Origin of the sequence: Microvirga pakistanensis, from assembly GCF_004458765.1 — a bacterium.
GTDB lineage: Bacteria > Pseudomonadota > Alphaproteobacteria > Rhizobiales > Beijerinckiaceae > Microvirga > Microvirga pakistanensis.
In genome coordinates, this window is record NZ_SPJX01000184.1 from 45,322 (window position 1) to 67,154 (window position 21,833).

Below are 21,833 nucleotides of genomic sequence, written 5' to 3' on the forward strand. Positions count from 1 at the left end.
CTTAAACAAAGGACTCGTCGTCTGTCTCGGAGTTGATGACGATCTCGCCTCTGCCGGCCATATCCAGGGCAAGGTCCGTGATAGACCTGCGTGCCTCGGTAATATCCCGATGAGGTGACGGCTCCTTGCTGCTCAACTCGTGCTCGATCATGCGCCGGACACGCGATGAGAGAGCGCTCAGAACCACCTTGCGGAAGTCCTCGTTGGTGCCCTTGAGCGCCAGAACCACACGATCCGGAGGAACCTGGTCGAACAATGTTGTGCGGTCCCTCGGAGCCAACTTCACGATATCGTCGAACGTGAAGAGAAGCCCCCTGAGAATTTCTGCGGATTTCGGACGAACGGTCGAAAGGCTCGCGAGAACATCCTCCATGTGCTCACGTTCCATCTTGTTGATGATATCGGCAATCTTGGCGTGAGTGTCCGATCCGGCATTCTTCGAGAAGTTCGCCATGAAGTCTTCGTGAAGCGTCTTCTCGATATTTTTCATGGTTTCATCGACGATCGGCTTCATGCTCAGCATGCGCCGCATCAGGTTGTTGCGCAGTGGCTGAGGAAGCTGCGCCATCACCTTTGCCGCACATGATGGCTTGACCTTGGTCAGAATTAGGGCCGCCGTCTGAGGATGCTCCTTGAGGAGGTAAGACGCGATTGCGCTTTCCGAGACCGTCGAAATGCGCTCCCAGATGCTCCTGTTTGCACTTCCGGCGACATCGCTGAGAATATCGGCGATCTGCTCCGGGGATAGAATCCCCGATAGAAGTTTCTCGATCTGGGACACGCTGCCGACGACGTCTGCCCCGCTGGAGAAGATCGACGCGAACTCGTCAACGAGCATCTCGATTTGTGACGGCGTAACAGGGCCGAGCTGTGCCGCTGACTTCGTGACGAGGCGGATCTCATCCTCACTGAAGTGCTTCAGGATCCGGTTCGCGGCAGGCTTCCCCATGGCGAGGAGGAGCGTCGCAACGCGTTCCGGTCCCTTCATGGGCTTGGCGCCGTTCGTCTTGGCGGGGAAACTCGCAACCATGACAGCAACCGCTTCAGCCAGCCAGATCGCTGGTCGGTGGTCCGACGATCTCGGTCAAGGAGATGCCGAACCGGGAATTGTCATCCTCGACGACGACAACCTCACCGCGTGCGATCACGCGGCCATTGACCACCACATCGACCGGTTCGCCCACCCGATGATCCAGGGGAACGATCGCGCCGCGTCCGAGCTTCATGAGGTTCGAGACAGGCATGGTCGCCGACCCCAAGACGACTTGAATCGTCACAGGAATTCGCAGGATAGAATCGAGGTTCCGACCGCTGTCCATCCTGTCGTCCCGCGAAGCCGAGCCGCCGAGGCTCCTCCCGAGTTCCCCGTCTTGCTGCCAAGCAGCCTTGTCCTGAAAATTGTTCTCGAATGGATTGGACATGCTACAAATCCTTACACGCTGGAGCTACGAGAATTAGCTTGAGCTAAATGTCGAGCCGATTGAGTCAGTGCTTCGAGCTTCTTGGCAACCTCTTGAGCCTCTTCGATACGAGCGCCAAGCAGGGCAACGGTCTCCCGACCCTCGGCACCGAAACTGGCGACAGCCTTTTGGGCTCCGATGAGTGCTTCTCCGGTTTGATCGAAGATCCGTTGATAGTCTGCGTGGTATCGGTCCAGACGCTTGAGCTTCCGGTACATCAGAGCCACCATCGCGCTGGTGACGACGAGAGCAATGAAAAGAATGCTGTTAGCGAGCGAAGACGTCATCGAGAAACTCCTTCTCTTGGTCGATCAGCTCATCGATTTTGAGGACGTATGATCCGTCTGCCTGCCCCATGTGGCACCAGAACAGACCTTGCTGGTTTCCTTCCAGCTTGACGCGGCTCTTGGGCGTAGCCTGGAGCTCGATAACTTGCCCAACTTTCAGGTCTGCAATCTCCCCGAGGGAGAGGAAGCGCTCCTCGAGGACGGCAGTCAGAGTGATCTCCGTCTTGCTCACCTCGTTGGCCATCTGCTTCATCCAACGCGGGTCGCGGCTCGTCGACTCGCCAGAAACGACGCGTGAGAGAACCTTCCGCATCGGATTCAGGGCTGATTGCGGGATGATGACGAACATCTCTCCGCCGCGGTTCAGGGCTTGGAGGAGGAACTTGGCCGCCACCGCCTGATTGTTCCTACGGCCGATCACGGCAAAGTCCATTCGGGTCTCGAGGCGCTCGAGTTTGAACTTCGTGTTGGACACGAGAGAAAAGGATGCCTGGAGGGATTTGGCAACTTGCTCGAACAGGACTTGCGCCATACGCAACTCAATGTTGGAGAACCCGCGAGCCTCCTCGACTGGAGGTTCGGAGCCGTCCGACCCGAAAAGTACCTCCACCATTGTATAGACGAAGTCCCGGTCGAACCCGATCAGGATGTGACTGTCCCAGTCGGGGGCATGAAAGATGGCGGCCACTGCATTGGCTTCATAGATTTCCAGAATCTCGCTGATCCGACCGCTCTCGATGCCGCTGAGAGAGTAGTACATCGGGGATGCCGCCATGTGACGGAGATGCTCTGCGCAACTTGTCGACATGCGATCGAAGATTACATGAAGCATCGGCAACCGGTCGACAGAAAGACCTGCCGAATCCAGGAGCATGTCGCGGAAGTCACTGGCGCTCTGAGTGCCGCTTGTCATGCTGCCTCCTTCAGGTCCTCGGTGCGACCTCCCATTGTCGTCGCGGATTCGACTTCATCGATGGTCGGCCGATACTCGACAGAGATCCCCTTGCGGCCATGCTCGATAGCGATTTGTGGAAGGGCGCCGTTCATGTAGGCAATGAGCGCCTGTTTGACGATGACATAGACACGGGTTTGCTTCTCACGGGTTGCCTTCACTTTGTTCGCAAGCGGAGACAGGAATGCATATGAGATGAAGATGCCCGCGAAAGTTCCGACGAGAGCGGATGCAATGAGACCGCCGAGGATCGCTGGGGACTGATCGATTGCCCCTAGAGCCTTAACGATGCCCAGTACCGCCGCGACAATGCCGAGAGCCGGCAGCGCTTCTGCCACAGTATAGATGGAGTAATAAGGTTTCGTGCGGTCGCGCTTGAGAGTGGCGATCTCCTCTTCCATGAGCGCCTCAATTTCGTGCGGGCGTGCGTTCCCGATGATGATGAGGCGAGCATAGTCGCAAATGAAGAGCGTCAGATCCCTATCTTTAAGGACACTCGGGAATGTCTTGAAAATCTCGGACTCTTCAGGTGTATCGATATGCGCTTCAACCTCGTTCCGCGGCTTGTTCTTCAACTCCCGCAGCAGAGCATAAAGGAGGCCGAGAATTGCCAAGTACTGATCCCGCTTTGGCACCGTCCCTTTGATGGCCTCAAGGGAAGCGCGCCCCGTGTCCTTCAAGAGAGACATGGGGTTTGCAATGATGAACGTTCCGATCGCAATGCCGCAGATGATTACGTACTCCCACGGCTGCCAAATGACGGAGATATGCCCGCCCATGGCCACATAGCCGCTGACAAGCGACCCGATGGCAACAACCAATCCGATGATGACGCCCAACCTTCTAGTCCTTGCGAAAGCTCTGGTACTTCCGAATTCCTAATCCTGGAGGCTTGCGCGAAGCTGGATCGGGGCCGGCAAGCCTCATGCAAGGCTCCCTTGTTACCTCTGGAACCGAGGTCGCCGGCCACTCGGCCTAGCGTGCCAGAATATTCACTTAGACAGGGCGTGGCTGTTGTTACATGTCCTGCGGGAGCGTTCAATGCAGTCCGCCCTCTATGTATCGCTATCGGCTCAGGTTGCGATGGAGAAGCGTCTCACGACTGTCGCCCATAACATCGCGAACATGACGACCGGTGGCTTTCGAGCCGACGAGATCAAGTTCGAGGAGCTTCTCTCCCGTGCCGGCAAGAATGATGTGTCGTTCGCATCTTCGGGGCACAATTTCATCTCGCGTCAGGCTGGTCCTTTGAACAAGACGGACAACCCCCTCGATGTTGCAATTCAGGGGGATGGCTGGTTTGCATACAATGGCCCGAGCGGTCCGGTTTATACCCGTGACGGCCGATTCAACATGAATGAGAACGGGGATCTCCTCACAGTCGATGGACATGCCGTTCTCGATGCCGGCGGCACCCCCATTGCGCTCGATCCCAATGCCGGTCCGCCGACTATCAGCCGCGATGGAACGATCACACAGGGAGGCAATCAGGTTGGAATCATCGGCCTTTTCCACCTGAGCAGCAACAGCCGCCTGACCCGTTACGGCAACTCAGGCGTCATCTCCAGCATACCGGGCGAAGCGGTCCAGGACTTCACGTCGAATGGCATTCAGCAGGGCCACAGTGAGGGATCGAACGTCAACCCGATTCTCGAGATGACGAAGATGATCGCGCTGCAGAGAAACTTCGATAGTGCCGCGACAACGATCCAGGAAAGCGAATCCACTTTCATGGACGCGATCCGGACACTGGGCCCTAGCAGCTGATGAGCGGCATGAACGCTCTCACCGAGCTTGAGAACCTGGTTCTTACCGGAAACGCAGGCCGCCAACTGGTCAGGATCAGCGGCACGATCCGCGAGGTGACCCCAAGCTATTACCGTGTGGCGGGCTTGTCTCAGTTCGTGAAGCTGGGCGACCAGGTTGGTTTCGAGACAAATGAAAAGGTTCATATTGGTGAAGTCGTCCGCATCGATTCCGAAGGATTGACGATCAAGCCATTTGACGGGCGTATCGGGGCAAAAATCGGTACACCCGTTTTCATGGTGCCCAGCAATGGACTGTGCCCTGATCGGAGCTGGAAGGGACGGGTCATCAACGCACTCGGCGAGCCCCTCGACGGATTGGGGCCTCTGGTGCCCGGACCAAAAGCCGTGCATCACGATGCGGAGCCACCCTCCGCCATGACTCGCGCAAGGGTTCAAGAACCGCTTCGAACAGGCGTGAAAGCCATCGATCTTTTCACCCCCATCTGCCAGGGGCAGCGCATCGGGATCTTTGCCGGATCGGGTGTGGGAAAATCCACTCTTCTGACGATGCTGGCGAAATGCGACGGCTTCGACACAATCGTCGTCGCTCTGGTAGGGGAGCGCGGTCGCGAAGTGCGAGAGTTCCTGGAAGGACCCATCGAAGCCAGCTTGCACAAGGCTGTCATGGTGGTTTCAACGGGTGACGAAAGCCCCATGATGCGCCGTCAGGCGCCCAGAATCGCAGTCTCGATCGCAGAGTATTTCAGGGATTGTGGCGACTCGGTCCTCCTGATCATCGATTCCGTTACCCGGTACGCACATGCCGCGCGCGATGTAGCGCTGGCTGCCGGAGAACCTGCCGTCGCGCGGGGATACACGCCCAGCGTCTTCAGCGATTTGCCCCGTCTTCTGGAACGTGCCGGACCAGGAGAGGAAGGAAAAGGATCGATCACCGGGATTTTCTCCGTCCTTATCGACGGAGACGACCATAATGATCCTGTGGCCGATAACATTCGTGGAACACTCGACGGCCACATTGTTCTCGATCGATCGATCGCCGATCAGGGCCGATATCCAGCCATCAACGTTCTTGGCTCGATTTCCCGTCTGGCCGATCATGTCTGGACGCGAGAGCAGAAGGAGCTTGTGCGGCGCCTACGGAGCATGATCGCACGCTACGAGGACACGCGCGACTTGCGCATGATGGGCGGATATCAGTCCGGCGTCGATCAAGACCTCGATCAGGCAGTCGTACTTGTTCCCAGGATCTACGATGCCCTCAGACAAGACCCATCTTCTCCCATGAGTCGGGACGCCTTCACGGATCTTGCCCAGGCGCTCAAGCAGTAAGGTCCACGTGGATCCTCAAACCGACAGACCATCGCTCCAGCTTCACACAAGCATGAGTGTGTTACGCTTCAACCGAAATTGCAGGAGTCTCCTATGAGCCTTTATGGTGTCCTTCGCAGCGGCGTTTCCGGCATGACGGCCCAGTCGAACAAGCTCGGTACAGTTGCCGAGAATATTCAGAATTCAAGCACGAATGGATACAAGCGAGCGTCCACTGAGTTCTCCTCACTCATCTTGCCGTCGAGCGAAGGAACTTACAACTCAGGCTCCGTCACGAGCGCCGTCCGATATACGGTTTCGGATCAGGGTCCGATCAGCTACACGACGTCTGAAACTGATCTCGCGATCTCGGGAAATGGATTCTTCGTCGTATCCGATCCCAAGGGATCACCCTATCTGACCCGCGCCGGCAACTTCGTCGTCGATGGGAAATCGGGAAATCTTCTCAACGCGGCTGGTTTCACCCTGATGGGGTTCAGCCTTGCTGCCGGGGCGGAATCACCGTCCTTGAACAGCCTCGACGGCATGGTTCCTGTCAATCTATCGTCTTTCGGCATGCAAGCGTCCGCATCGACGAACGGCAGCTTCACGGGAAATCTGCCTTACGGCGCAGCAATCGGGCAGACCAAGGACTCCTCGCTCCAAGTGTATGACAATGTCGGCAATCCGGTAAAGATCAACATCCACTTGACGAAGACCGGTGAGACAACCTGGACGATGACTGTCAGAGACGCTGGCGGCGGCCTTCTGGAGGGCGCTGAGGATCCCATGGTGCTGAATTTCGACGCCAACGGCAGCATCGCTCCTCCGACAGAGCTGAATTTCAAAGTTCCGAACGGGAAGGATTTCACGCTCGATATGAAGGGCATGACCCAGCTCGCGGGTGAGTACTCCCTTACCGGAGCGTCCAACGGCAATGCACCTTCGGCTGTCAAGAGCGCCGAATTCGCGGCCGACGGCACCGTTTACGCCGTCTACGAAGACGGTTCGCGCATCGCGGCCTACAGGATTCCCCTGGCGACCGTGCCAAGTCCCGACAACCTCAACCCACGTGCCGGTAACGTCTATGAAGCGACGAATATGTCCGGCGGCTATCAGGTCGGGTTTCCAGGATCTGTCGGCTTCGGCTCCGTAGCGTCGGGCGCGCTCGAAGGATCGAACGTGGATATCGGAACCGAGCTGACTGCGATGATCGAAGCTCAGACCAGCTACACGGCGAATTCGAAGGTCTTCCAAACTGGATCCGAACTGCTCGACGTTCTCATGAACCTGAAGCGGTAACGGTCTCATTCGGTCTCAAGAGCTGTCACAATGTCACTTTCGGTTGCCTATAATACGGCCCGGTCCTCGCTGCAGGCGTCCCAGTCGCAGATGGCGGTTGTTTCCCGCAACACTGCTGGAGCTTCCGACCCGGGATACTCGCGCAAGATCGGTGTTCTCGTCACCACGGGTGGAGCTGCCCGCGTCACGGTGGTACGGGCCAGCGACAGTGCTCTGTTGAACAAGATGCTGGAGACCACTTCGGACGCGGCAATGCAAAAGTCGCTGCTCGAAGGTCTGGAGAAACTGAGTCTGACCATCGGAGATCCCGAGCTGGACGAATCTCCTGCCGCGCGTGTCGGTGCCATGACCGATGCGCTCCGGCAATATGCGAACGCGCCGGATGACAATGTGCTGGCCCGTGGCTTCGTGAAGGCGGCAAATGACCTTGCGACCAGCCTCAATCAAGCAACGGCGTCCATCAATCTGGTTCGCCAGGAGACTCAGGTTCAGATCGGCGATTCTGTTGCTCGAATCAACGAGATCCTGGCCAAGTTCAAAGTTGCCAATGACGAGGTCATGAGCGGCAGTGCTCTTGGCCGAGACGTGTCCGATGCTCTCGATCAGAGGGACTACCTCATTGCCCAATTGTCCGAGGAAATCGGGCTGACCGTCGTCCCGCGGGCGGACAACGATGTCGCTCTTTATACGGACAGTGGCGTTCCGCTCTTCGATCGACTGCCGCGTGCCGTGGAGATCCGAAAGTCGGATGGAGCGATTCTCATCGACGATGTGCCGGTCACCGGAAGTGCATCGCCGATGCCCCTGAACTCCGGCAGTCTCGTTGGCCTCGTCAAGATCCGGGATGAGGTCGCGGTCGGATATCAGCGCCAGCTTGACGAACTCGCCCGCGGTCTGATCGACGCTTTCAAGGAGACCGACCGGAGCGGGGGTGGCGCTGCTGACAAGGCAGGTGTCTTTACCTATGTCGGAGGACCAGACCTGCTCGCGTCGGGGACGCCGACGCTGACGGGCTTTGCGAGTCTGCTCAGAGTCAACGACGCCATCGACCCGACGAAGAGCCCCACTGGAGCGTATGAGAAGATCCGAGACGGCGGAATCAATGGAGGTGACTACGCCTCCGGCGACGGAACGGCATCATTCTCGACGCGTCTGTATGAGCTGACCGCTGCTCTGCAGGAGGATAGAAACTGGGATTCGAGCCTTGGCCTAGGCAACAAGATGACGCTGCAGGATTTCGCATCATCCTCAGCGGGATGGGTCGAGGCCAAGCGGCAGGATGCGTCTCAGCAGGTCGCCTATCGGGAAACGTTGCTCGCCCAAGCGTCCGAGGCACTCTCGAATGCGACTGACGTCAATATGGACGACGAAACGGCGCTGATGCTCCAGCTGGAGAAGTCCTACTCGGCGTCTGCGAAGCTGATCTCCGTCATCAATCAGATGCTTCAGACGCTTTTGAGCGCGGTGGGCTAAGACATGAAAACAACGTTCATTTCGACCACGACGCTCTGGACTTCGCCAAGATCCACTCTTGATAAGCTCCAGGCGGAACTCGTGAAGGCCAACAAGGAGGTTGTGACCGGGCGCCATATGGATGTCGGCCTAGCGTTAGGGCGCAAGACCGGAAAGTCTCTATCCTTGCGCCAGGAGAGAGCCACTCTCGACATTCTGGCGGACAGCAACGCGACAACGACGCTCAGGTTGAAGTCTACATCGGCTGCGCTCGATCAGATACGGACGGTGGCCGGCAGCTTCAAGAATGCCCTCGTCGGGATGCACGTCACCGCCCAGGATATGCCGTTGGTCATGAGCCAGGCGAAGGCGGGACTGAGCAAGCTCATCTCGACGCTGAACGAGAATGTGGGTGGGCAATATCTGTTCGGCGGCGTGAATTCCAAGGTTCAGCCGTTGAGTGCCTACGAGGATGGCCCCAAAGGCTTGGTCGATGCCGCATTCTCGGACTTCTTCGGCTTCCCTCAGACTGACCCGAAAGTCGCTGAGATTACATCGACGGACATGCAGGCCTTCATCGATGGGCCCCTCACCGATCTTTTCGCAAACGAGTGGCAAGGCACCTGGTCCCAGGCGTCGGAGCGGAACATTCAAAGTCTGATCTCCCCAACGGAGAGAGTCGAGACATCTGCTACGGCTGACCACGCTGCCTTCCGGGATTTGGCCATGGGCTACACGATGGCCTTTGGTATCGGGATCGCCGGGCTCAATGACGCAACCCGGGGATATCTGGTCAACAGGGTCATTGGTACTCTAGAGGCAGCTGTATCGGATGTCACCGCGCTCCAAGCCGATCTGGGGACGGCTCAGCAGAAGATCGACCAAGCGAATGAGCGGATGAGCCTTCAGAAAAGATTCCTTGAAGAAAGGATCACGAATTTCGAAGCGGTTGATCCCGCCGAGGCAAAGGTCCGGGTCGATCAGCTCTCAACCCAGATCCAAATGTCGTACTCGCTGACGGCGCAACTCAAGCAGCTCAGCCTGATCAATTTCATCTAACGGCAGGAAAGCGTATATGTATCAGTTCTCCTACTCCGAAATCCTTGAGGACTCGCCGAAAGACTGCCGGCAACGCGAGTACGATCTTTTTGATCGCGCCATCGCATTGCTGCGCGCCGCTGAGGGATACCCGTCTCAGTCACCCGAGATGCTTGGCGCGCTCGTTTTCCTGCAGCGTCTTTGGACCTTTCTCATCAAGGACCTCGGCCACCCGGACAACGCTCTCCCCGACAGGCTGAAAGGCCAGCTTATCTCGATCGGTCTCTGGGTGATGAAGGAATCGGATCGCATCGTCCGTGGCGAACACAACGATCTTGCGGCGCTTATCGATATTAACATTATGATCAAGGACGGCCTGAAATGAATGCCAAAATGCGCTTTTCTCTTAAGGCCGGGGAACGGATCTTCATCAACGGGGCTGTGCTGACCGTCAGTCAGAAGGTCACCTTGAGCCTTCTCAACGATGCGCGCTTCCTTCTGGAGAGCCATGTCCTCCAGCTTGCGGAGGCAACAACCCCGATGCGGCAACTCTATTTCGTGGTGCAGTCGCTTCTCATCAATCCTCAGGAAGAGGAGAAGGGGATGATTGCCTTCCGGAACATGCATCAAGCCGTTTCGATGGTTGCCACGGACGATCACGTGAAAGCCCAGCTGGAGCGGGTCGAAGGGTTCGTCAAAGCGGGGCGATCCTTTGAAGCTCTGAAGGTGCTCCGGACCCTGTTCGAAGCATGCGAAAGCTCTGCTCCTTCCCAGTCAGAAGTTGTTCCGGGAAAAGCCGCTTAGTTTGGAGAAATACAATGAATGTCGCCTCGCTGACGGCTTCCGGTGTGAGCCAAAAGACATCGACGGCCGAGAAGACTTCGACTGTCAGTTACGACAATTTCCTGCGCCTTCTCCTCACCCAGATGCAGAACCAGGATCCGACGGATCCGATGAAATCGACGGAGTACATGGCGCAGCTGGCGACGTTCTCGCAGGTGGAGCAGGCCGTTAAGAGCAATGAGAAGCTCGATGCGTTGCTGTCGTCTGTTGCCCTGTCCCAGGCCGACAGTGTGATCGGCCGGACGGTCACATCCGCTGATGGAAAGGTTTCCGGCGAAGTGACCTCCGTCAAGATCACGAGCCAGGGACCGCTCGCCACGCTCTCGAACGGATCCGAGCTGCTCCTGGGGCAGGGCGTCGTGGTCAGCTGACAATGAACGAGATTGATGCACTTGAGCTGGTCCGGGCAGCCATATGGACCGTTATCATCGGCTCCGGACCGGCTGTTCTGGCCGCGATGGTCATTGGTATTCTGATTGCTTTGATCCAGGCTCTGACCCAGATCCAGGAGGTGACGCTCACCTTCATTCCCAAGATCATTGCCATTCTGGTCGTGAGCCTCCTGACGGGCTCTCTCGTCGGATCGCAAATCTATGCGTTCACGGAGCTCGTCTACGGACGTATTGTTACAGGATTCTGACCGCAGAGTGCGGCTAAAAAGCCTCCTGTGCTGGGAGACTACACTTCCGACGACGGCAGGCGACCCTCGCGCAAGCTTCGTAGCGCATGTGTCAGACGGATGATTGGCTCACCGACTGGAGAGACACATGGCGTCTAACGACACGATAGCAAGGGACCGCGGCCGGGACGTGATGTTCGCCGCTGGCGTTGTCGTCATTCTGGCAATTTTGTTTCTTCCCATCCCGCCGCTTATCATCGATATGGGGCTAGCCTTCTCCATCGCCCTGTCGGTCCTTATCCTGATGGTGGCGCTGTGGATCCAGAAACCCCTGGAATTTTCCGCTTTCCCGACGGTCCTGCTGATCGCCACCCTCCTTCGTCTGGCCCTCAGCATCGCCTCGACGCGCCTCATTCTCTCACATGGTCATCAAGGTGTTGATGCTGCAGGCCATGTGATCAGTGGCTTCTCCCGTTTCGTCATGAGCGGCGATTTCGTTATCGGCATCGTCGTCTTCATCATCTTGATCACCGTCAACTTTCTGGTCATCACCAAAGGTGCGACCCGCATTGCGGAGGTTGGAGCGCGTTTCACCCTCGATGCGATCCCTGGCAAGCAGATGGCCATTGATGCCGATCTGTCTGCAGGGCTCATCGACGAGAAGGAGGCACAAAGGCGGCGTCGGGAGTTGGAGGAAGAGAGTGCATTCTTCGGGTCCATGGACGGTGCATCGAAGTTCGTCCGTGGCGAGGCCGTTGCCAGCTTGATCACCATTGCGGTCAACATCTTCGGCGGGATCATCATCGGTGTTACGCGGCACGGTCTGTCGCTGTCGAAGGCGGCGGACGTCTTCACCCAGCTTTCCGTTGGCGACGGCCTGGTGAGCCAGATTCCGGCGCTGGTGGTGTCCCTGGCTGCGGGTCTCCTCGTGTCGAAGGGCGGAACACGCGGGCAGGCCCAGCAGGCAGTCCTGGACCAACTGGGTGCCTATCCCCGTGCACTCATGGTCGCATCGGGAATGATGTTCATCTTCGCCATCGTCCCTGGCCTACCGATGGTGCCCTTCCTGATGCTGGGTGGATTCATGGGGTTCGTCGCCTACAGCATCCCGAAGAACCGAGCCGAGCAGGAAGCCCGTGAAAAACGAAGTCAGGAGCAGGAGCAGCAGAACAAGCTCATCGAAGCGAGTGACACGGTTAAGGAAACCCTCAAGATCGCTGAAGTGGAGCTTTGCCTTGGCAAGCACCTCTCGTCCTTTCTGGCGAGCTCCCATGGGGATCTTGCGCATCGCGTGAAGAAGATGCGCAAGAAATTTGCCCAGGATTTCGGGTTCGTCCTGCCGGAAGTCAAACTGTCGGACAGTTTCATGATTTCCGCCAAGAGCTACCAGATCAAGATTCACGGCACAGTCATCGCAACGCACGAGATTCGCCCGGGTGACCTGTTGGTCGTTCTTGGCGATGGTCCAGTTCCGGACGTACCCGGGGACGAGGTGCGCGAGCCTGCGTTCGGCATGAAGGCGCTATGGGTGTCGGACGCCTATGCCGGCGAGGTCAAGCGTCAGGGATTCGTAGCCGTCGACGGCGCCTCCGTTCTCCTGACGCATCTGAGCGAAGTCATTCGCAACAATCTGCCCCAGCTTCTCTCCTATAAGGATGTGCGCAACCTCCTCGACGGCCTTGAGCCGGAGTACAAGCGTCTGCTCGATGATATCTGCCCCTCGCAGATTTCCTATTCCGGCCTGCAGGCGGTGCTGAAACTGCTGCTGGCAGAGCGCGTCTCCATCCGGAATCTCGGTCTCATCCTGGAGGCTATCGCAGAAGTGGCTCCGCACGCCCGCCGTGCAGAGCAGCTCGTCGAGCATGTCCGTATGCGAATGGCTCAGCAAATCTGCGGCGACTTGGCTGAAGGTGGAGCTCTCAACGTGCTGCGTTTGGGTAACAAGTGGGATATCGCGTTCCACCAGAGCTTGAAGCGGGACGCCAAGGGGGACGTAGTCGAGTTCGATATCGACCCCCGCCTCGTTGAGCAGTTCGGTGCCGAGGCCTCCGCTGCGATCAAGACACGCATGGGGCAGGTCAAGAACTTCGCGATCGTGACGGCTCCTGATGCCCGACCCTATGTTCGCATGATCATCGAGCGGATGTTCTCCTCGTTGCCCGTCCTGTCTCACTTGGAAATCGCCCGGGGCATCGAAGTCAATTCGCTCGGCACGGTTGCATGAACCAAATCAGCACCGATATACTGCTGAGCGTTTTCCTGATTTTTTGCCGCATCGGCGGATGCATGCTTATTGCGCCCGCCTTGTCGAGCAACAGGATCTCGCCTCAGATCCGTCTCTTCCTGGCTCTGAGCGTAAGCCTCGCCCTAACGCCTGTGCTCCTGGATAAGGTGAGCGGCAACCTGAGCGGGCTTGGGCCGGCTGAAATGCTGACCCGGATCGCGTCCGAACTTCTGATCGGCTTGCTGATCGGGCTCTTGGCAAGGGTCTATTTCTTCGCACTTCAGACCATGCTGAGTGCCGTTTCGATGGCGATCGGCTATGGCGGGATGCCAGGAACACCTCTTGATGAATCCGAGCCTCTTCCCGCTGTCAGCTCTCTGATCATGATGGTGGCAACGGCTGCGATTTTCCTGTCCGACCTCCATTGGGAGCTTATTCGAGGGTTGATCTCCTCTTACTCGAGAATGCCGGCCGGTCAGGGTGTCGCTTTCCAGGTTTCTCTCACGGAGCTTGTCGATCAAGCCGGTGCGGCTTTCGTGGTGTCACTCAGAGTCAGTAGTCCGTTCCTTCTCTACTCGGTCATCGTCAATCTGGTGGCGGGGCTGACAAACAAGCTGACACCTCAAATACCCGTCTTCTTCATCGCCACTCCATTTATCATGTGCGGCGGATTGTTTGTGATGTACTTTGCCGCCCATGATTACGTGCTGTTGTTCATGGAAGCTTTTTCCTCGTGGCTGAGAGGCTGACCCTTCATGAAACAGAGGCTCAAGAAGATCGATAGAATCATCAAGGTTCAGCAGCACCTCCATAAGAATGCAGAGCTGCACCTCGCCAACCTTCAACGAAAGGAGAGTGAGCTCAAGGTGGCCCAGGAAGAGATCCTTGAGACAATGGGTGATGCCGATGTGCTCCATGGTCTCTTTGTCGACGTGATCGCCAACAGGCTGAAGAGACTGGCGCTCGAGGAGGACCGTGTTCACGCTTCGATTGTCACGCAGAAGATTGTTACCACGGAGAATGCCCTGAAGGTGAAGCGCAGCGAGAAGTTGCTCTCACGTCTCAAGGAGGAGGCTCGCCAAGGCCAGGAGAAGAAGGATCTCATCGCCATCCTAGAAGCCGTCGTTCAAAAAGATCGCACAAGCCTCCCGTAAGCCTCAGGGAGTAGATTTCGGCCAAACGATCACAAGGAAATCGCAATGGCGATCAATCCCCCGTCAGACATTCTCAGCGATGTCGCTCGAGCAGCCGATCCTGCCCGGTATCAGGCAGCCACTCGAAGCCTCCTTCAGGGGGGAGGGCCTGTCGGCGAAGCGACCTTTGAGGATACTGTGCGATCGATGTCTGCCCGTCCCATCGGCGTGGGAGCGGATATCTATCAGATTCGAAACTCGATGCGGAACGACGCGGAATCAGCTGCCGCTGCCAAGTCGAAGAAGACTGCCCAGGAGCTCGAGGCCTTCATCCTCCAAACCTTTGTCGAATCCATGCTTCCGAAGGAAGCGGAGAATACCTACGGCGAGGGCAGTGCAGGCTCCATCTGGAAGACCATGATGGCTGAACAGATCGGCGCCCAGGTGGCGAGATCAGGAGGTATCGGGCTCGCGAAATACATTCTTGGCGAGAAGAAGTAGGGAAAAGCCAATGCTGATGAAATCACTGGACCGCCTCGAGGAGACGCTGGATCTGGAGACGGCAGCTCTGCTGTCTCGGGATCTGAACAACCTCGAGGAATTTAACCGCCGGAAGAGTCAAAGCCTTCTGGAGATCAGCCGGATGGCGAGAACGGTTGAGAATGCTACCCTTGATGCAATCACGACAAAGCGCTTGGAACGACTCAAAGCCAAGCTGGAGCAGAACCAGGAGATCCTGGAGCGCCACATGCGTGCGGTGCAGGAGATCTCAGCGGTGATTTCGGGAGCCATTCAGGCGGCCGAGTCGGATACCACATACTCCGCCGACGTCGTCCGTGGGGGCTATGGAGCATGATTCGAAACGTCATAGCCGGGTTCTGGGTTTGCGCAGTTACGCTGGGCTCGTGCTATGCGGCTGTGACGTGGATGGTCGGGCGTGCATCCGTCGAGGAGCAGCCGCACTACGAGGGTTTGCAATACAAAAAGATTCCAGTTCTGAACATCCCGATCATCGCTGAAGGAGCGGTGCAGGGCTATGTCGTAGCAAACTTGGTCTTCACTGCCGATTCGAAGACATTGCGGGAAATCTCCGTTCCTCCGGATTCCTTTATTCAGGATGAGATATTCCGCTACATCTATTCGGATGCGACGCTCGATTTCAAGCGCCTGTCTCGATACAATGTCAATGATATGATTATCAATGTCAGGGACAGAATAAACAAGCGCCTGGGTGCGGAGATAGTCAAAGAAATCCTGATCGAGAATTTTAACTTCGTCAGCAAATCGGACATTCGATCCTGAGCCGACGGGCCTTTCGCAGTGCAGACGACCCATACATCTCTTTGGACAATTCTTCGATGACATACTGCCTGATCGTTGATGATTCACGCACCATCCGCAAGGTGTCGCGGGATATTGTTGAGAGCCTCTCGCTAGAGGTTGCAGAGGCTGAGAATGGCGCAGCTGGACTTGCTGCGTGCCAGGTTCGAATGCCGGATATCGTTCTCCTCGACTGGAACATGCCGGTCATGGACGGTTACAGTTTCCTCAAGGAACTCAGGAAGCGCCCGGGAGGCGAGACTCCGAAAGTCGTCTTCTGTACGACCGAGAATGACATGGATCATATCACCCGAGCCCTGGAAGCCGGGGCGGATGAATACATCATGAAGCCGTTCGACAAGGTGATTTTGGCGGCGAAGTTTCGAGAACTCGGCCTCCTCTCTGAAACCTGTTCGGTGTGAGATGATGTCTGTGAAACCGCCCACCAGATCCGTTTCCGGTCCTGAACAGCCCATTCGGGTCATGGTCGTCGACGACAGTGCCGTCATTCGTGGCATGATTGCCCGATGGGTCGGCGAGGCTGGCCCGTTTGAGGTCGTCTGCACCGCATCGAACGGGCGAATGGCCGTTGACATGGCCGAGCGGCACAAGCCGGAAATCGTGCTTCTCGATATTGAAATGCCCGAGGTCGATGGCCTGGCGGCGCTTCCATTGCTTCTGAAAGCTCATCCCGCGAGCAAGGTCATCGTCATCTCAACTCTGACGAAGCGAAATGCCCAAGTTTCGCTGAAGTGCCTTTCGCTGGGCGCCGTTGACTATCTGGCAAAACCCGAGAGTGCGCGGGCAGCCGATGCTGCCGCCTTGTTCCGGCGTGACCTTCTGGAGAAGCTGTGTGCCCTCAGCGCAGCGAAAGCGCGCCAGACGCCTGCCGCGCCTGCAACAGGCGTCATGTCCGCTCCGGCAGCTCCGGCGCCTTCGCTCAGGCCTGGCCATGTGCGTCCGAAGTGCCTGCTCATCGGCTCCTCGACAGGCGGGCCGAGAGCCGTCGAGCGGGTTCTGCAGGATCTCGGGCCGACACTGACGAGAATTCCCGTTCTGATCGTCCAGCACATGCCCCCCATGTTCACGGCAGTCTTCGCCGAGCATCTGCAGACGCTGCTTTCGCTTCCTTGCCGCGAGGCCAAGGATGGAGACGCGATTGTCGCCGGTACGGTCCTCGTGGCTCCAGGAGGCCGTCACATGGGGGTGAATGCGGGGTCGGGAAATCCTGCTGTTCGTCTCAACGACGATCCCCCGGAGAATTTCTGCCGCCCCGCCGTGGACGTCTTGTTCCGCGAGGCGGCGTCGGTCTTCGGCGCCTCGGCGGTGGCCGTGGTCCTGACCGGGATGGGATCCGATGGAACGGTCGGGGCCCGCCACCTGGTCCAGGCCGGTGCGACCGTGATGGCGCAGGACGAGGCCAGCAGCATCGTCTGGGGAATGCCCGGAAGTGTTGTGAGGGCCGGACTTGCTCATGACGTTCTTCCCCTGGACACTATTGGCCAATCCCTGAAGAGCCTTATCGCCGGAACCTCACGATGACCGAACTCGAATTCGAAGCTCTCCGCGCGTTTCTGAAGGCTCGCTCAGGTTTGGCTCTCTCTCCCGACAAGCGCTATCTTGTCGAGAGTCGGCTCACGTCCGTTTGCACGCGCTTCAAGATCGAGAGCCTCTCGCGCTTGGTCTGGGAGATCAAGTCGGGCCGGTCATCGGCCCTCGAGAACGCGACGATCGAGGCGATGACCACGAATGAGACGTTCTTCTTTCGTGACAAGGCCCCATTCGATCTGTTTCAGGATGTTTTGCTGCCGCGGTACATCAAGGAGCGGGCGACGAGCCGGCGTCTCAGGATCTGGTGCGCCGCGGCTTCGACAGGGCAGGAACCGTATTCCCTCGCCATGCTCCTCAAGGAAGCTGCCGCTCGGATGCCCGGTTGGCAGATCGACATTGTCGCCACCGACATTTCGAACGAGGTCCTCGAGAAGGCGAGGGTAGGGGTCTACAACCAGTTCGAGGTGCAGCGCGGGCTCCCGATCCGACTCATGGTGAAGTATTTCACCCAGAAGGGCGAGCAGTGGCAAATCGCGCCGGAGATCCGCTCCATGGTGGATTTCCGCTATCTGAATCTTATCGAAGATTTCAGTCGCCTTGGGCAGTTCGACATCGTGTACTGCCGAAATGTGCTCATCTACTTCGATACGCCGACCAAGGCGAATGTCCTTCGCAGGATCGCACAGCTGATGCCCGCCGACGGCAGTCTCGTGCTGGGTGCATCCGAGACGATCCTCGGCATCACCGATACGCTGACGCTCGACTCGGCCTATCGGGGACTGTACGGGAAATCCGCATCCGGAACTGGGACCACGAGACCTGCCTTAGCGGGCATACGATAAAAGCTCATTGCAGCCATCAAGTTGAAAGGATCGTTGCAGATCGGCGGGCCGATCTGCCGGGGCTGATCGCATGCTTGCCGCTCATGCGGGCGTTGCGTGCTGCCACTGTTGTTATGGTTAACAAGAGCGCTGCGAAAAGTTCAACAATTCTCTGTCGTTCGTACTTGACCCATAGGAATAGTTCGAGCATAAAGACATCACGAATGCACCGAGCACATTAAAGGCTCCCGCATCGAGAAAGCACTATGGAGACTGCTCTTGCAGGGCAGGGCATGATGCCACTCCATTTTACCGGTTTAGCCCGGATGTCATGTGAGCAGCGGATCGAGAGTTTTCTCGAGGCATGATGCCACTCCGCTGGGTCGGTCGATCCCGACATTCCCTGAACAATCACATCATTCAAGGAAGAAGCACATGTCTTCGATCAATACCAATCTCTCCGCCATGACCGCTCTGCAGGCTCTCAAGTCCACGCAGAGCGCGATGAACAAGACGCAGAACCAGATCTCCACGGGTCTGCGCGTCGGCTCGGCCGCCGACAATGCCTCGTACTTCTCCATCGCTACGCAGATGCGCTCCGATAACGGCGCTCTGGGTGCCGTGAAGGACTCGATCAAGCAGTCGAAGTCCATGATCGACACCTTCACCACGGCTCTGAGCAAGATCTCGTCCTATCTCGACAAGGCCAAGCAGAACCTGGTCAATGCGACCCAGCCGGGCGCTCAGCAGGAGGAGATCAACACTGAGCTGAAGAAGCTCGTGGAAGGCATTAAGAACACGGCCGCTTCCGCCAATTTCAACGGCGAAAACTGGCTGCAGACAGACGATACCACTGCCAAGGAACTCGTCGTCTCCTATGACTCGAATGGCGCCGCTAGCAGCAAGGTGGGCACTGTCTCCGTTACCATAACGGACACGCAGATGTTCGACGCGGCTCAGACGGGTGGCCACCTCGGCGCGCTGATGACTGCCCTGGACACCGGTTATGACAACTCCGTCGCCGCGACTTCCTCTCAGGCTCTGCTTGACGATGTGGAGGATGCGATCGACTTGGTGAAGACGGCAGCTGCCCAGCTCGGCGCGACCAAGGCGCTGCTCGAGACCCAGGAAGAGTTCATCGGCGTGCTCTCCGACTCGCTCACGGCCGGCGTCAGCGCCTTCGTCGATGCCGACATGAACGAGGCTTCGACCCGCTTCCAGGCGCTGCAGACCCAGCAGCAGCTCGGCGTGCAGTCTCTCTCGATGGCTAACCAGAACAGCCAGATGATTCTGAAGCTCTTCCAGTAAGAGCCTCGGAATGGACTAAGAGGAGCCTCGCCTTGGAAAGGGCGAGGCTTCTTTTTTGTGAAATGTTGGTGCGGCCATGAGTAAGCAGCCGTCATATTTGTTTTCATTGAAGAAATTTTCGCACCTCACTCTCGTGCTCGGGGCAGCTTGGTTGTTCGTCCCCGAACGCGCTCAGGCTCTGGCTGCATGGATCGGGTCGTGGGACTATGTCCTTCAACATGATCAGGAGGGCAGGCCGAAGGCCGCGTTCGCGAGGCTGCGCGGGGACGACGAGGCTCTGCTATGGCTGACATGCACGAGATACCCGAACGGTGGCGAGACCCAGGAGGCGCTCGCTCTATCCGCCACTGTCTCGCAGAAAAGCTATCTCGGACGCAGTCCGCTGCGAGGACGCAGCACCGTCTATTGGTTCGATGACGGCAGCCCGGAGCTATCCTATTGGGTGTATCGCGAGAAGGCAGGGCAGCTGGCAAGCCCCGAGCAAGTCTCCAGGTTTCTCGAGAGGCTGACGGGAGCCCAGTCGCTTGTCATCGAGCTCTCGAACTACCGCTATGAGACGCAGCGGTCGCAGTTTCAGTTGAATCCGTTAGACACGAAGCGTGTTGCTGAAAGGTTCAGGCAGGATTGCCGGGATATAGCTGGTCCTGCGAACGCCAACCTACCCCTGATCCGCTGAAGCCGAGTAACGGATCGCAAACGCCTGAGGTGGAACATGATCAGCACTTCGACTCGTTATCAGATCATCACGAACAATATGACGCGCACGAAGGCGCTGATCGAGAACGACACGGTGGTCAAGCGGGAGATTGAGTACTACAACAAGACCATCAAGACGATCAAAACCCTCGACGATTTCATCAAGAACGATCGCGTGTTCAAGTTCGCTATGAAGGCCTACGGTCTTGAGGACATGGCTTTTGGCAAGGCGCTCATCAAGAAGCTCCTGCAGGAAGGGCTCAGCAACCCAACCAGCATGGCGAACAAAATGACCAATCCGCTCTACAAGGAGTTCGCAAAGGCTTTCGACTTCGCCGGAAAGGGTGCTGAGGCCACGTCGGCGGCGAGTGCCACCACTGGGGCCGTGGAGAAGTATGTCCAGCAGACCCTCGAACAGCGGGAGGGGGATGACAATCAGGGCGTCCGTCTTGCTCTCTACTTCAAGCGCAAGGCGTCGTCGATCACGACCACCATGGGCATTCTGGCCGACAAGGCGATTATGGAATTCGTCCAGACGACGTTCAGTATTCCTAAGGCCGCCGCAAAAGCTGATATCGACGTCCAGGTACGGCAGCTCGAGAAGCTGATTGACATCAAGGACTTTCAGGATCCCAAGAAAGTGGACAAGCTGATCCAGCGCTTCAGCGCCATGTGGGACATGAACAATGCGTCCATGTCGGCGCCGATTCTCACTCTCTTCAACCAGTCCTCCGATCAGGGGGTCAGCCTCGACCTGATGATGAGCATCGCCAATCTCAAACGTGGCGGATGGTAGGGGAGGCTCGCTAGAGCTGTTTCCACTGATGTGAAACCGCTTCTTTCCTATGGTTCCCGGATTTTGTGCGGCGAACCGGATCTACTTGGCCGAAAACTGCTCTAGGGCCAGAACACCGCTCCGGCCTTAGTAGCCTGCGTATCGGCCGGCCGCCTCGCTGATCGTGGTTTCGGACGTGACGACGGCCCATCCTGCGTCGGAATGCTCGATCGAAAGGATCTGTCCGATGCCAGGGATCTTCATCCCGGGTGTGACCCACCACAATCCATTGGGACCCTCGATCAAGGCGGATGCTTCCGTGGCACGATGGACGACGTAGCGTGCGAACGGCGTCGCTGCCGCATCCTGACGGCGGGTGTTTACGTCTTCCCGCCCTTCGGCTGGGCGAGGAATGGAGTTCGTCGTCTCGACGGCATCCGCGTCCGGGAGGAGGGCTCTCTGAGGCCGCTCAACGCCCGAACCGCGTCCGAACGTCAGGGAGCCGCCGACACTCGGGAGATAAGCATATCCTTCGCGAACGAAGGAAACGTAGACGGGTAGCGCCATCGCGGATACGACAAGGGCCGCGCCGATGCCCATGACGATGCGATCCCCCGTTGCTTCCTTGGCGCGGATCAGTTCCTCCAGGCGGCGGACCTTCTGGGCACGATGTTCGTGGGCAAGACGATCGTCGTTCAGGCCGCTCCTTTGCGCCACCTGCTGCAATGCTTTTTCGAATCGTGTGATCATCGTCGCCGCCAAGAGAATCAAAGGTGATGTTCTAGATGTCTCACATTCTATTGCTAAGTCGTTAGCGTAGTCTTCGAAGTAGCGCCGCGTGGCGCGAGGTGAGACAAGCCTCGCGCAAGCTCCGATTCATAAGTTCTTCCTGCCCTTGATGTGGGCGTTCAGAAGCGGGGTTTTCTGCGGATGGACCAGACATCCCGCTCCTGACTTTTCCAGGCTCCCTCATCC

Annotated in this window: 27 protein-coding genes; 21 read left to right on the plus strand and 6 right to left on the minus strand. The window is 57.6% G+C overall.

The features are described from left to right. Position 1: 1 nt before the first annotated feature. From E4K09_RS07840 to motA, 5 genes are all read right to left on the minus strand, one after another. Positions 2 to 1,030, minus strand: a complete 1,029-nt coding sequence (locus E4K09_RS07840; RefSeq protein ID WP_134496195.1) for a flagellar motor switch protein FliG — start codon at positions 1,028 to 1,030, stop codon at positions 2 to 4. 13 nt (positions 1,031 to 1,043) lie between these two features. Continuing rightward, complete coding sequence (gene fliN, locus E4K09_RS07845; RefSeq protein ID WP_134496591.1) at positions 1,044 to 1,319, minus strand: flagellar motor switch protein FliN; 276 nt, start codon at positions 1,317 to 1,319, stop codon at positions 1,044 to 1,046. Positions 1,320 to 1,432: 113 nt separating this feature from the next. Then, positions 1,433 to 1,747 (minus strand): hypothetical protein, encoded by a 315-nt coding sequence (locus tag E4K09_RS07850; protein WP_134496196.1) that lies wholly within the window; start codon positions 1,745 to 1,747, stop codon positions 1,433 to 1,435. Further along, complete coding sequence (locus tag E4K09_RS07855) at positions 1,728 to 2,660, minus strand: flagellar motor switch protein FliM (RefSeq protein WP_134496197.1); 933 nt, start codon at positions 2,658 to 2,660, stop codon at positions 1,728 to 1,730. Before E4K09_RS07855 ends, E4K09_RS07850 begins: the two co-directional genes overlap by 20 nt. Then, on the minus strand, positions 2,657 to 3,538 hold the full coding sequence (gene motA, locus E4K09_RS07860; protein WP_134496198.1) for a flagellar motor stator protein MotA: 882 nt from the start codon (positions 3,536 to 3,538) through the stop codon (positions 2,657 to 2,659). The genes E4K09_RS07855 and motA overlap by 4 nt, the downstream gene beginning before the upstream one ends. A gap of 202 nt (positions 3,539 to 3,740) precedes the next feature. Between motA and flgF the strand changes: the two genes are divergently transcribed. The 21 genes from flgF (at position 3,741) to E4K09_RS07965 (ending at position 20,879) form a co-directional block, all read left to right on the plus strand. Continuing rightward, positions 3,741 to 4,466, plus strand: a complete 726-nt coding sequence (flgF, locus tag E4K09_RS07865) for a flagellar basal-body rod protein FlgF (protein WP_134496199.1) — start codon at positions 3,741 to 3,743, stop codon at positions 4,464 to 4,466. Positions 4,467 to 4,474: 8 nt separating this feature from the next. Continuing rightward, complete coding sequence (fliI, locus tag E4K09_RS07870) at positions 4,475 to 5,797, plus strand: flagellar protein export ATPase FliI (RefSeq protein ID WP_134496200.1); 1,323 nt, start codon at positions 4,475 to 4,477, stop codon at positions 5,795 to 5,797. Positions 5,798 to 5,890: 93 nt separating this feature from the next. Continuing rightward, positions 5,891 to 7,078: a flagellar hook protein FlgE gene (locus E4K09_RS07875; RefSeq protein WP_134496201.1), complete on the plus strand. Its 1,188-nt coding sequence runs from the start codon at positions 5,891 to 5,893 to the stop codon at positions 7,076 to 7,078. Between the two features lie 30 nt (positions 7,079 to 7,108). Next, positions 7,109 to 8,551 (plus strand): flagellar hook-associated protein FlgK, encoded by a 1,443-nt coding sequence (gene flgK, locus E4K09_RS07880; protein WP_134496202.1) that lies wholly within the window; start codon positions 7,109 to 7,111, stop codon positions 8,549 to 8,551. A 3-nt stretch (positions 8,552 to 8,554) separates the two neighbouring features. Then, a complete protein-coding gene (locus tag E4K09_RS07885; protein ID WP_134496203.1) occupies positions 8,555 to 9,589 on the plus strand; it encodes a flagellar hook-associated family protein in 1,035 nt (344 codons plus the stop codon). Between the two features lie 16 nt (positions 9,590 to 9,605). Further along, a complete protein-coding gene (flaF, locus tag E4K09_RS07890; protein ID WP_134496204.1) occupies positions 9,606 to 9,953 on the plus strand; it encodes a flagellar biosynthesis regulator FlaF in 348 nt (115 codons plus the stop codon). An 8-nt stretch (positions 9,954 to 9,961) separates the two neighbouring features. After that, positions 9,962 to 10,372 (plus strand): flagellar biosynthesis repressor FlbT, encoded by a 411-nt coding sequence (gene flbT / locus E4K09_RS07895; protein ID WP_244610412.1) that lies wholly within the window; start codon positions 9,962 to 9,964, stop codon positions 10,370 to 10,372. Positions 10,373 to 10,386: 14 nt separating this feature from the next. Next, complete coding sequence (gene flgD / locus E4K09_RS07900) at positions 10,387 to 10,782, plus strand: flagellar hook assembly protein FlgD (protein ID WP_134496206.1); 396 nt, start codon at positions 10,387 to 10,389, stop codon at positions 10,780 to 10,782. Positions 10,783 to 10,784: 2 nt separating this feature from the next. Beyond that, positions 10,785 to 11,051, plus strand: a complete 267-nt coding sequence (locus tag E4K09_RS07905; protein ID WP_134496207.1) for a flagellar biosynthetic protein FliQ — start codon at positions 10,785 to 10,787, stop codon at positions 11,049 to 11,051. Between the two features lie 127 nt (positions 11,052 to 11,178). Then, positions 11,179 to 13,254 carry a flagellar biosynthesis protein FlhA gene (gene flhA / locus E4K09_RS07910; RefSeq protein ID WP_134496208.1) on the plus strand — a complete coding sequence of 692 codons (2,076 nt, stop codon included), beginning with the start codon at positions 11,179 to 11,181 and terminating at the stop codon, positions 13,252 to 13,254. Next, positions 13,251 to 14,003 (plus strand): flagellar biosynthesis protein FliR, encoded by a 753-nt coding sequence (fliR, locus tag E4K09_RS07915; protein ID WP_134496209.1) that lies wholly within the window; start codon positions 13,251 to 13,253, stop codon positions 14,001 to 14,003. Before flhA ends, fliR begins: the two co-directional genes overlap by 4 nt. Positions 14,004 to 14,009: 6 nt before the next feature. Further along, entirely contained in the window at positions 14,010 to 14,408 is a 399-nt protein-coding gene (locus E4K09_RS07920; RefSeq protein ID WP_134496210.1) for a hypothetical protein, read from the plus strand. 186 nt (positions 14,409 to 14,594) lie between these two features. After that, a complete protein-coding gene (locus tag E4K09_RS07925; RefSeq protein ID WP_166802219.1) occupies positions 14,595 to 14,888 on the plus strand; it encodes a rod-binding protein in 294 nt (97 codons plus the stop codon). Between the two features lie 10 nt (positions 14,889 to 14,898). Beyond that, on the plus strand, positions 14,899 to 15,243 hold the full coding sequence (locus E4K09_RS07930) for a flagellar protein FlgN (protein ID WP_134496212.1): 345 nt from the start codon (positions 14,899 to 14,901) through the stop codon (positions 15,241 to 15,243). Next, positions 15,240 to 15,689 (plus strand): hypothetical protein, encoded by a 450-nt coding sequence (locus E4K09_RS07935; RefSeq protein ID WP_244610413.1) that lies wholly within the window; start codon positions 15,240 to 15,242, stop codon positions 15,687 to 15,689. The genes E4K09_RS07930 and E4K09_RS07935 overlap by 4 nt, the downstream gene beginning before the upstream one ends. Positions 15,690 to 15,745: 56 nt before the next feature. Beyond that, a complete protein-coding gene (locus E4K09_RS07940; protein ID WP_134496213.1) occupies positions 15,746 to 16,129 on the plus strand; it encodes a response regulator in 384 nt (127 codons plus the stop codon). A 4-nt stretch (positions 16,130 to 16,133) separates the two neighbouring features. Beyond that, entirely contained in the window at positions 16,134 to 17,249 is a 1,116-nt protein-coding gene (locus tag E4K09_RS07945; protein WP_134496214.1) for a protein-glutamate methylesterase/protein-glutamine glutaminase, read from the plus strand. Continuing rightward, positions 17,246 to 18,100, plus strand: a complete 855-nt coding sequence (locus tag E4K09_RS07950; RefSeq protein WP_134496215.1) for a CheR family methyltransferase — start codon at positions 17,246 to 17,248, stop codon at positions 18,098 to 18,100. The genes E4K09_RS07945 and E4K09_RS07950 overlap by 4 nt, the downstream gene beginning before the upstream one ends. Before the next feature lie 414 nt (positions 18,101 to 18,514). Then, complete coding sequence (locus E4K09_RS07955; RefSeq protein WP_134496216.1) at positions 18,515 to 19,387, plus strand: flagellin N-terminal helical domain-containing protein; 873 nt, start codon at positions 18,515 to 18,517, stop codon at positions 19,385 to 19,387. Between the two features lie 151 nt (positions 19,388 to 19,538). Beyond that, positions 19,539 to 20,063, plus strand: a complete 525-nt coding sequence (locus E4K09_RS07960) for a hypothetical protein (protein ID WP_134496217.1) — start codon at positions 19,539 to 19,541, stop codon at positions 20,061 to 20,063. 36 nt (positions 20,064 to 20,099) lie between these two features. Beyond that, the gene (locus E4K09_RS07965) at positions 20,100 to 20,879 is read left to right on the plus strand and encodes a DUF1217 domain-containing protein (protein WP_134496218.1); all 780 of its coding nucleotides are present in this window, start codon (positions 20,100 to 20,102) and stop codon (positions 20,877 to 20,879) included. Between the two features lie 126 nt (positions 20,880 to 21,005). On the opposite strand, the gene E4K09_RS07970 is transcribed toward E4K09_RS07965, so the two are convergent. Continuing rightward, positions 21,006 to 21,608, minus strand: coding sequence for a hypothetical protein (locus tag E4K09_RS07970; RefSeq protein WP_134496219.1), 603 nt, complete (start codon positions 21,606 to 21,608; stop codon positions 21,006 to 21,008). Positions 21,609 to 21,833: the final 225 nt, after the last annotated feature.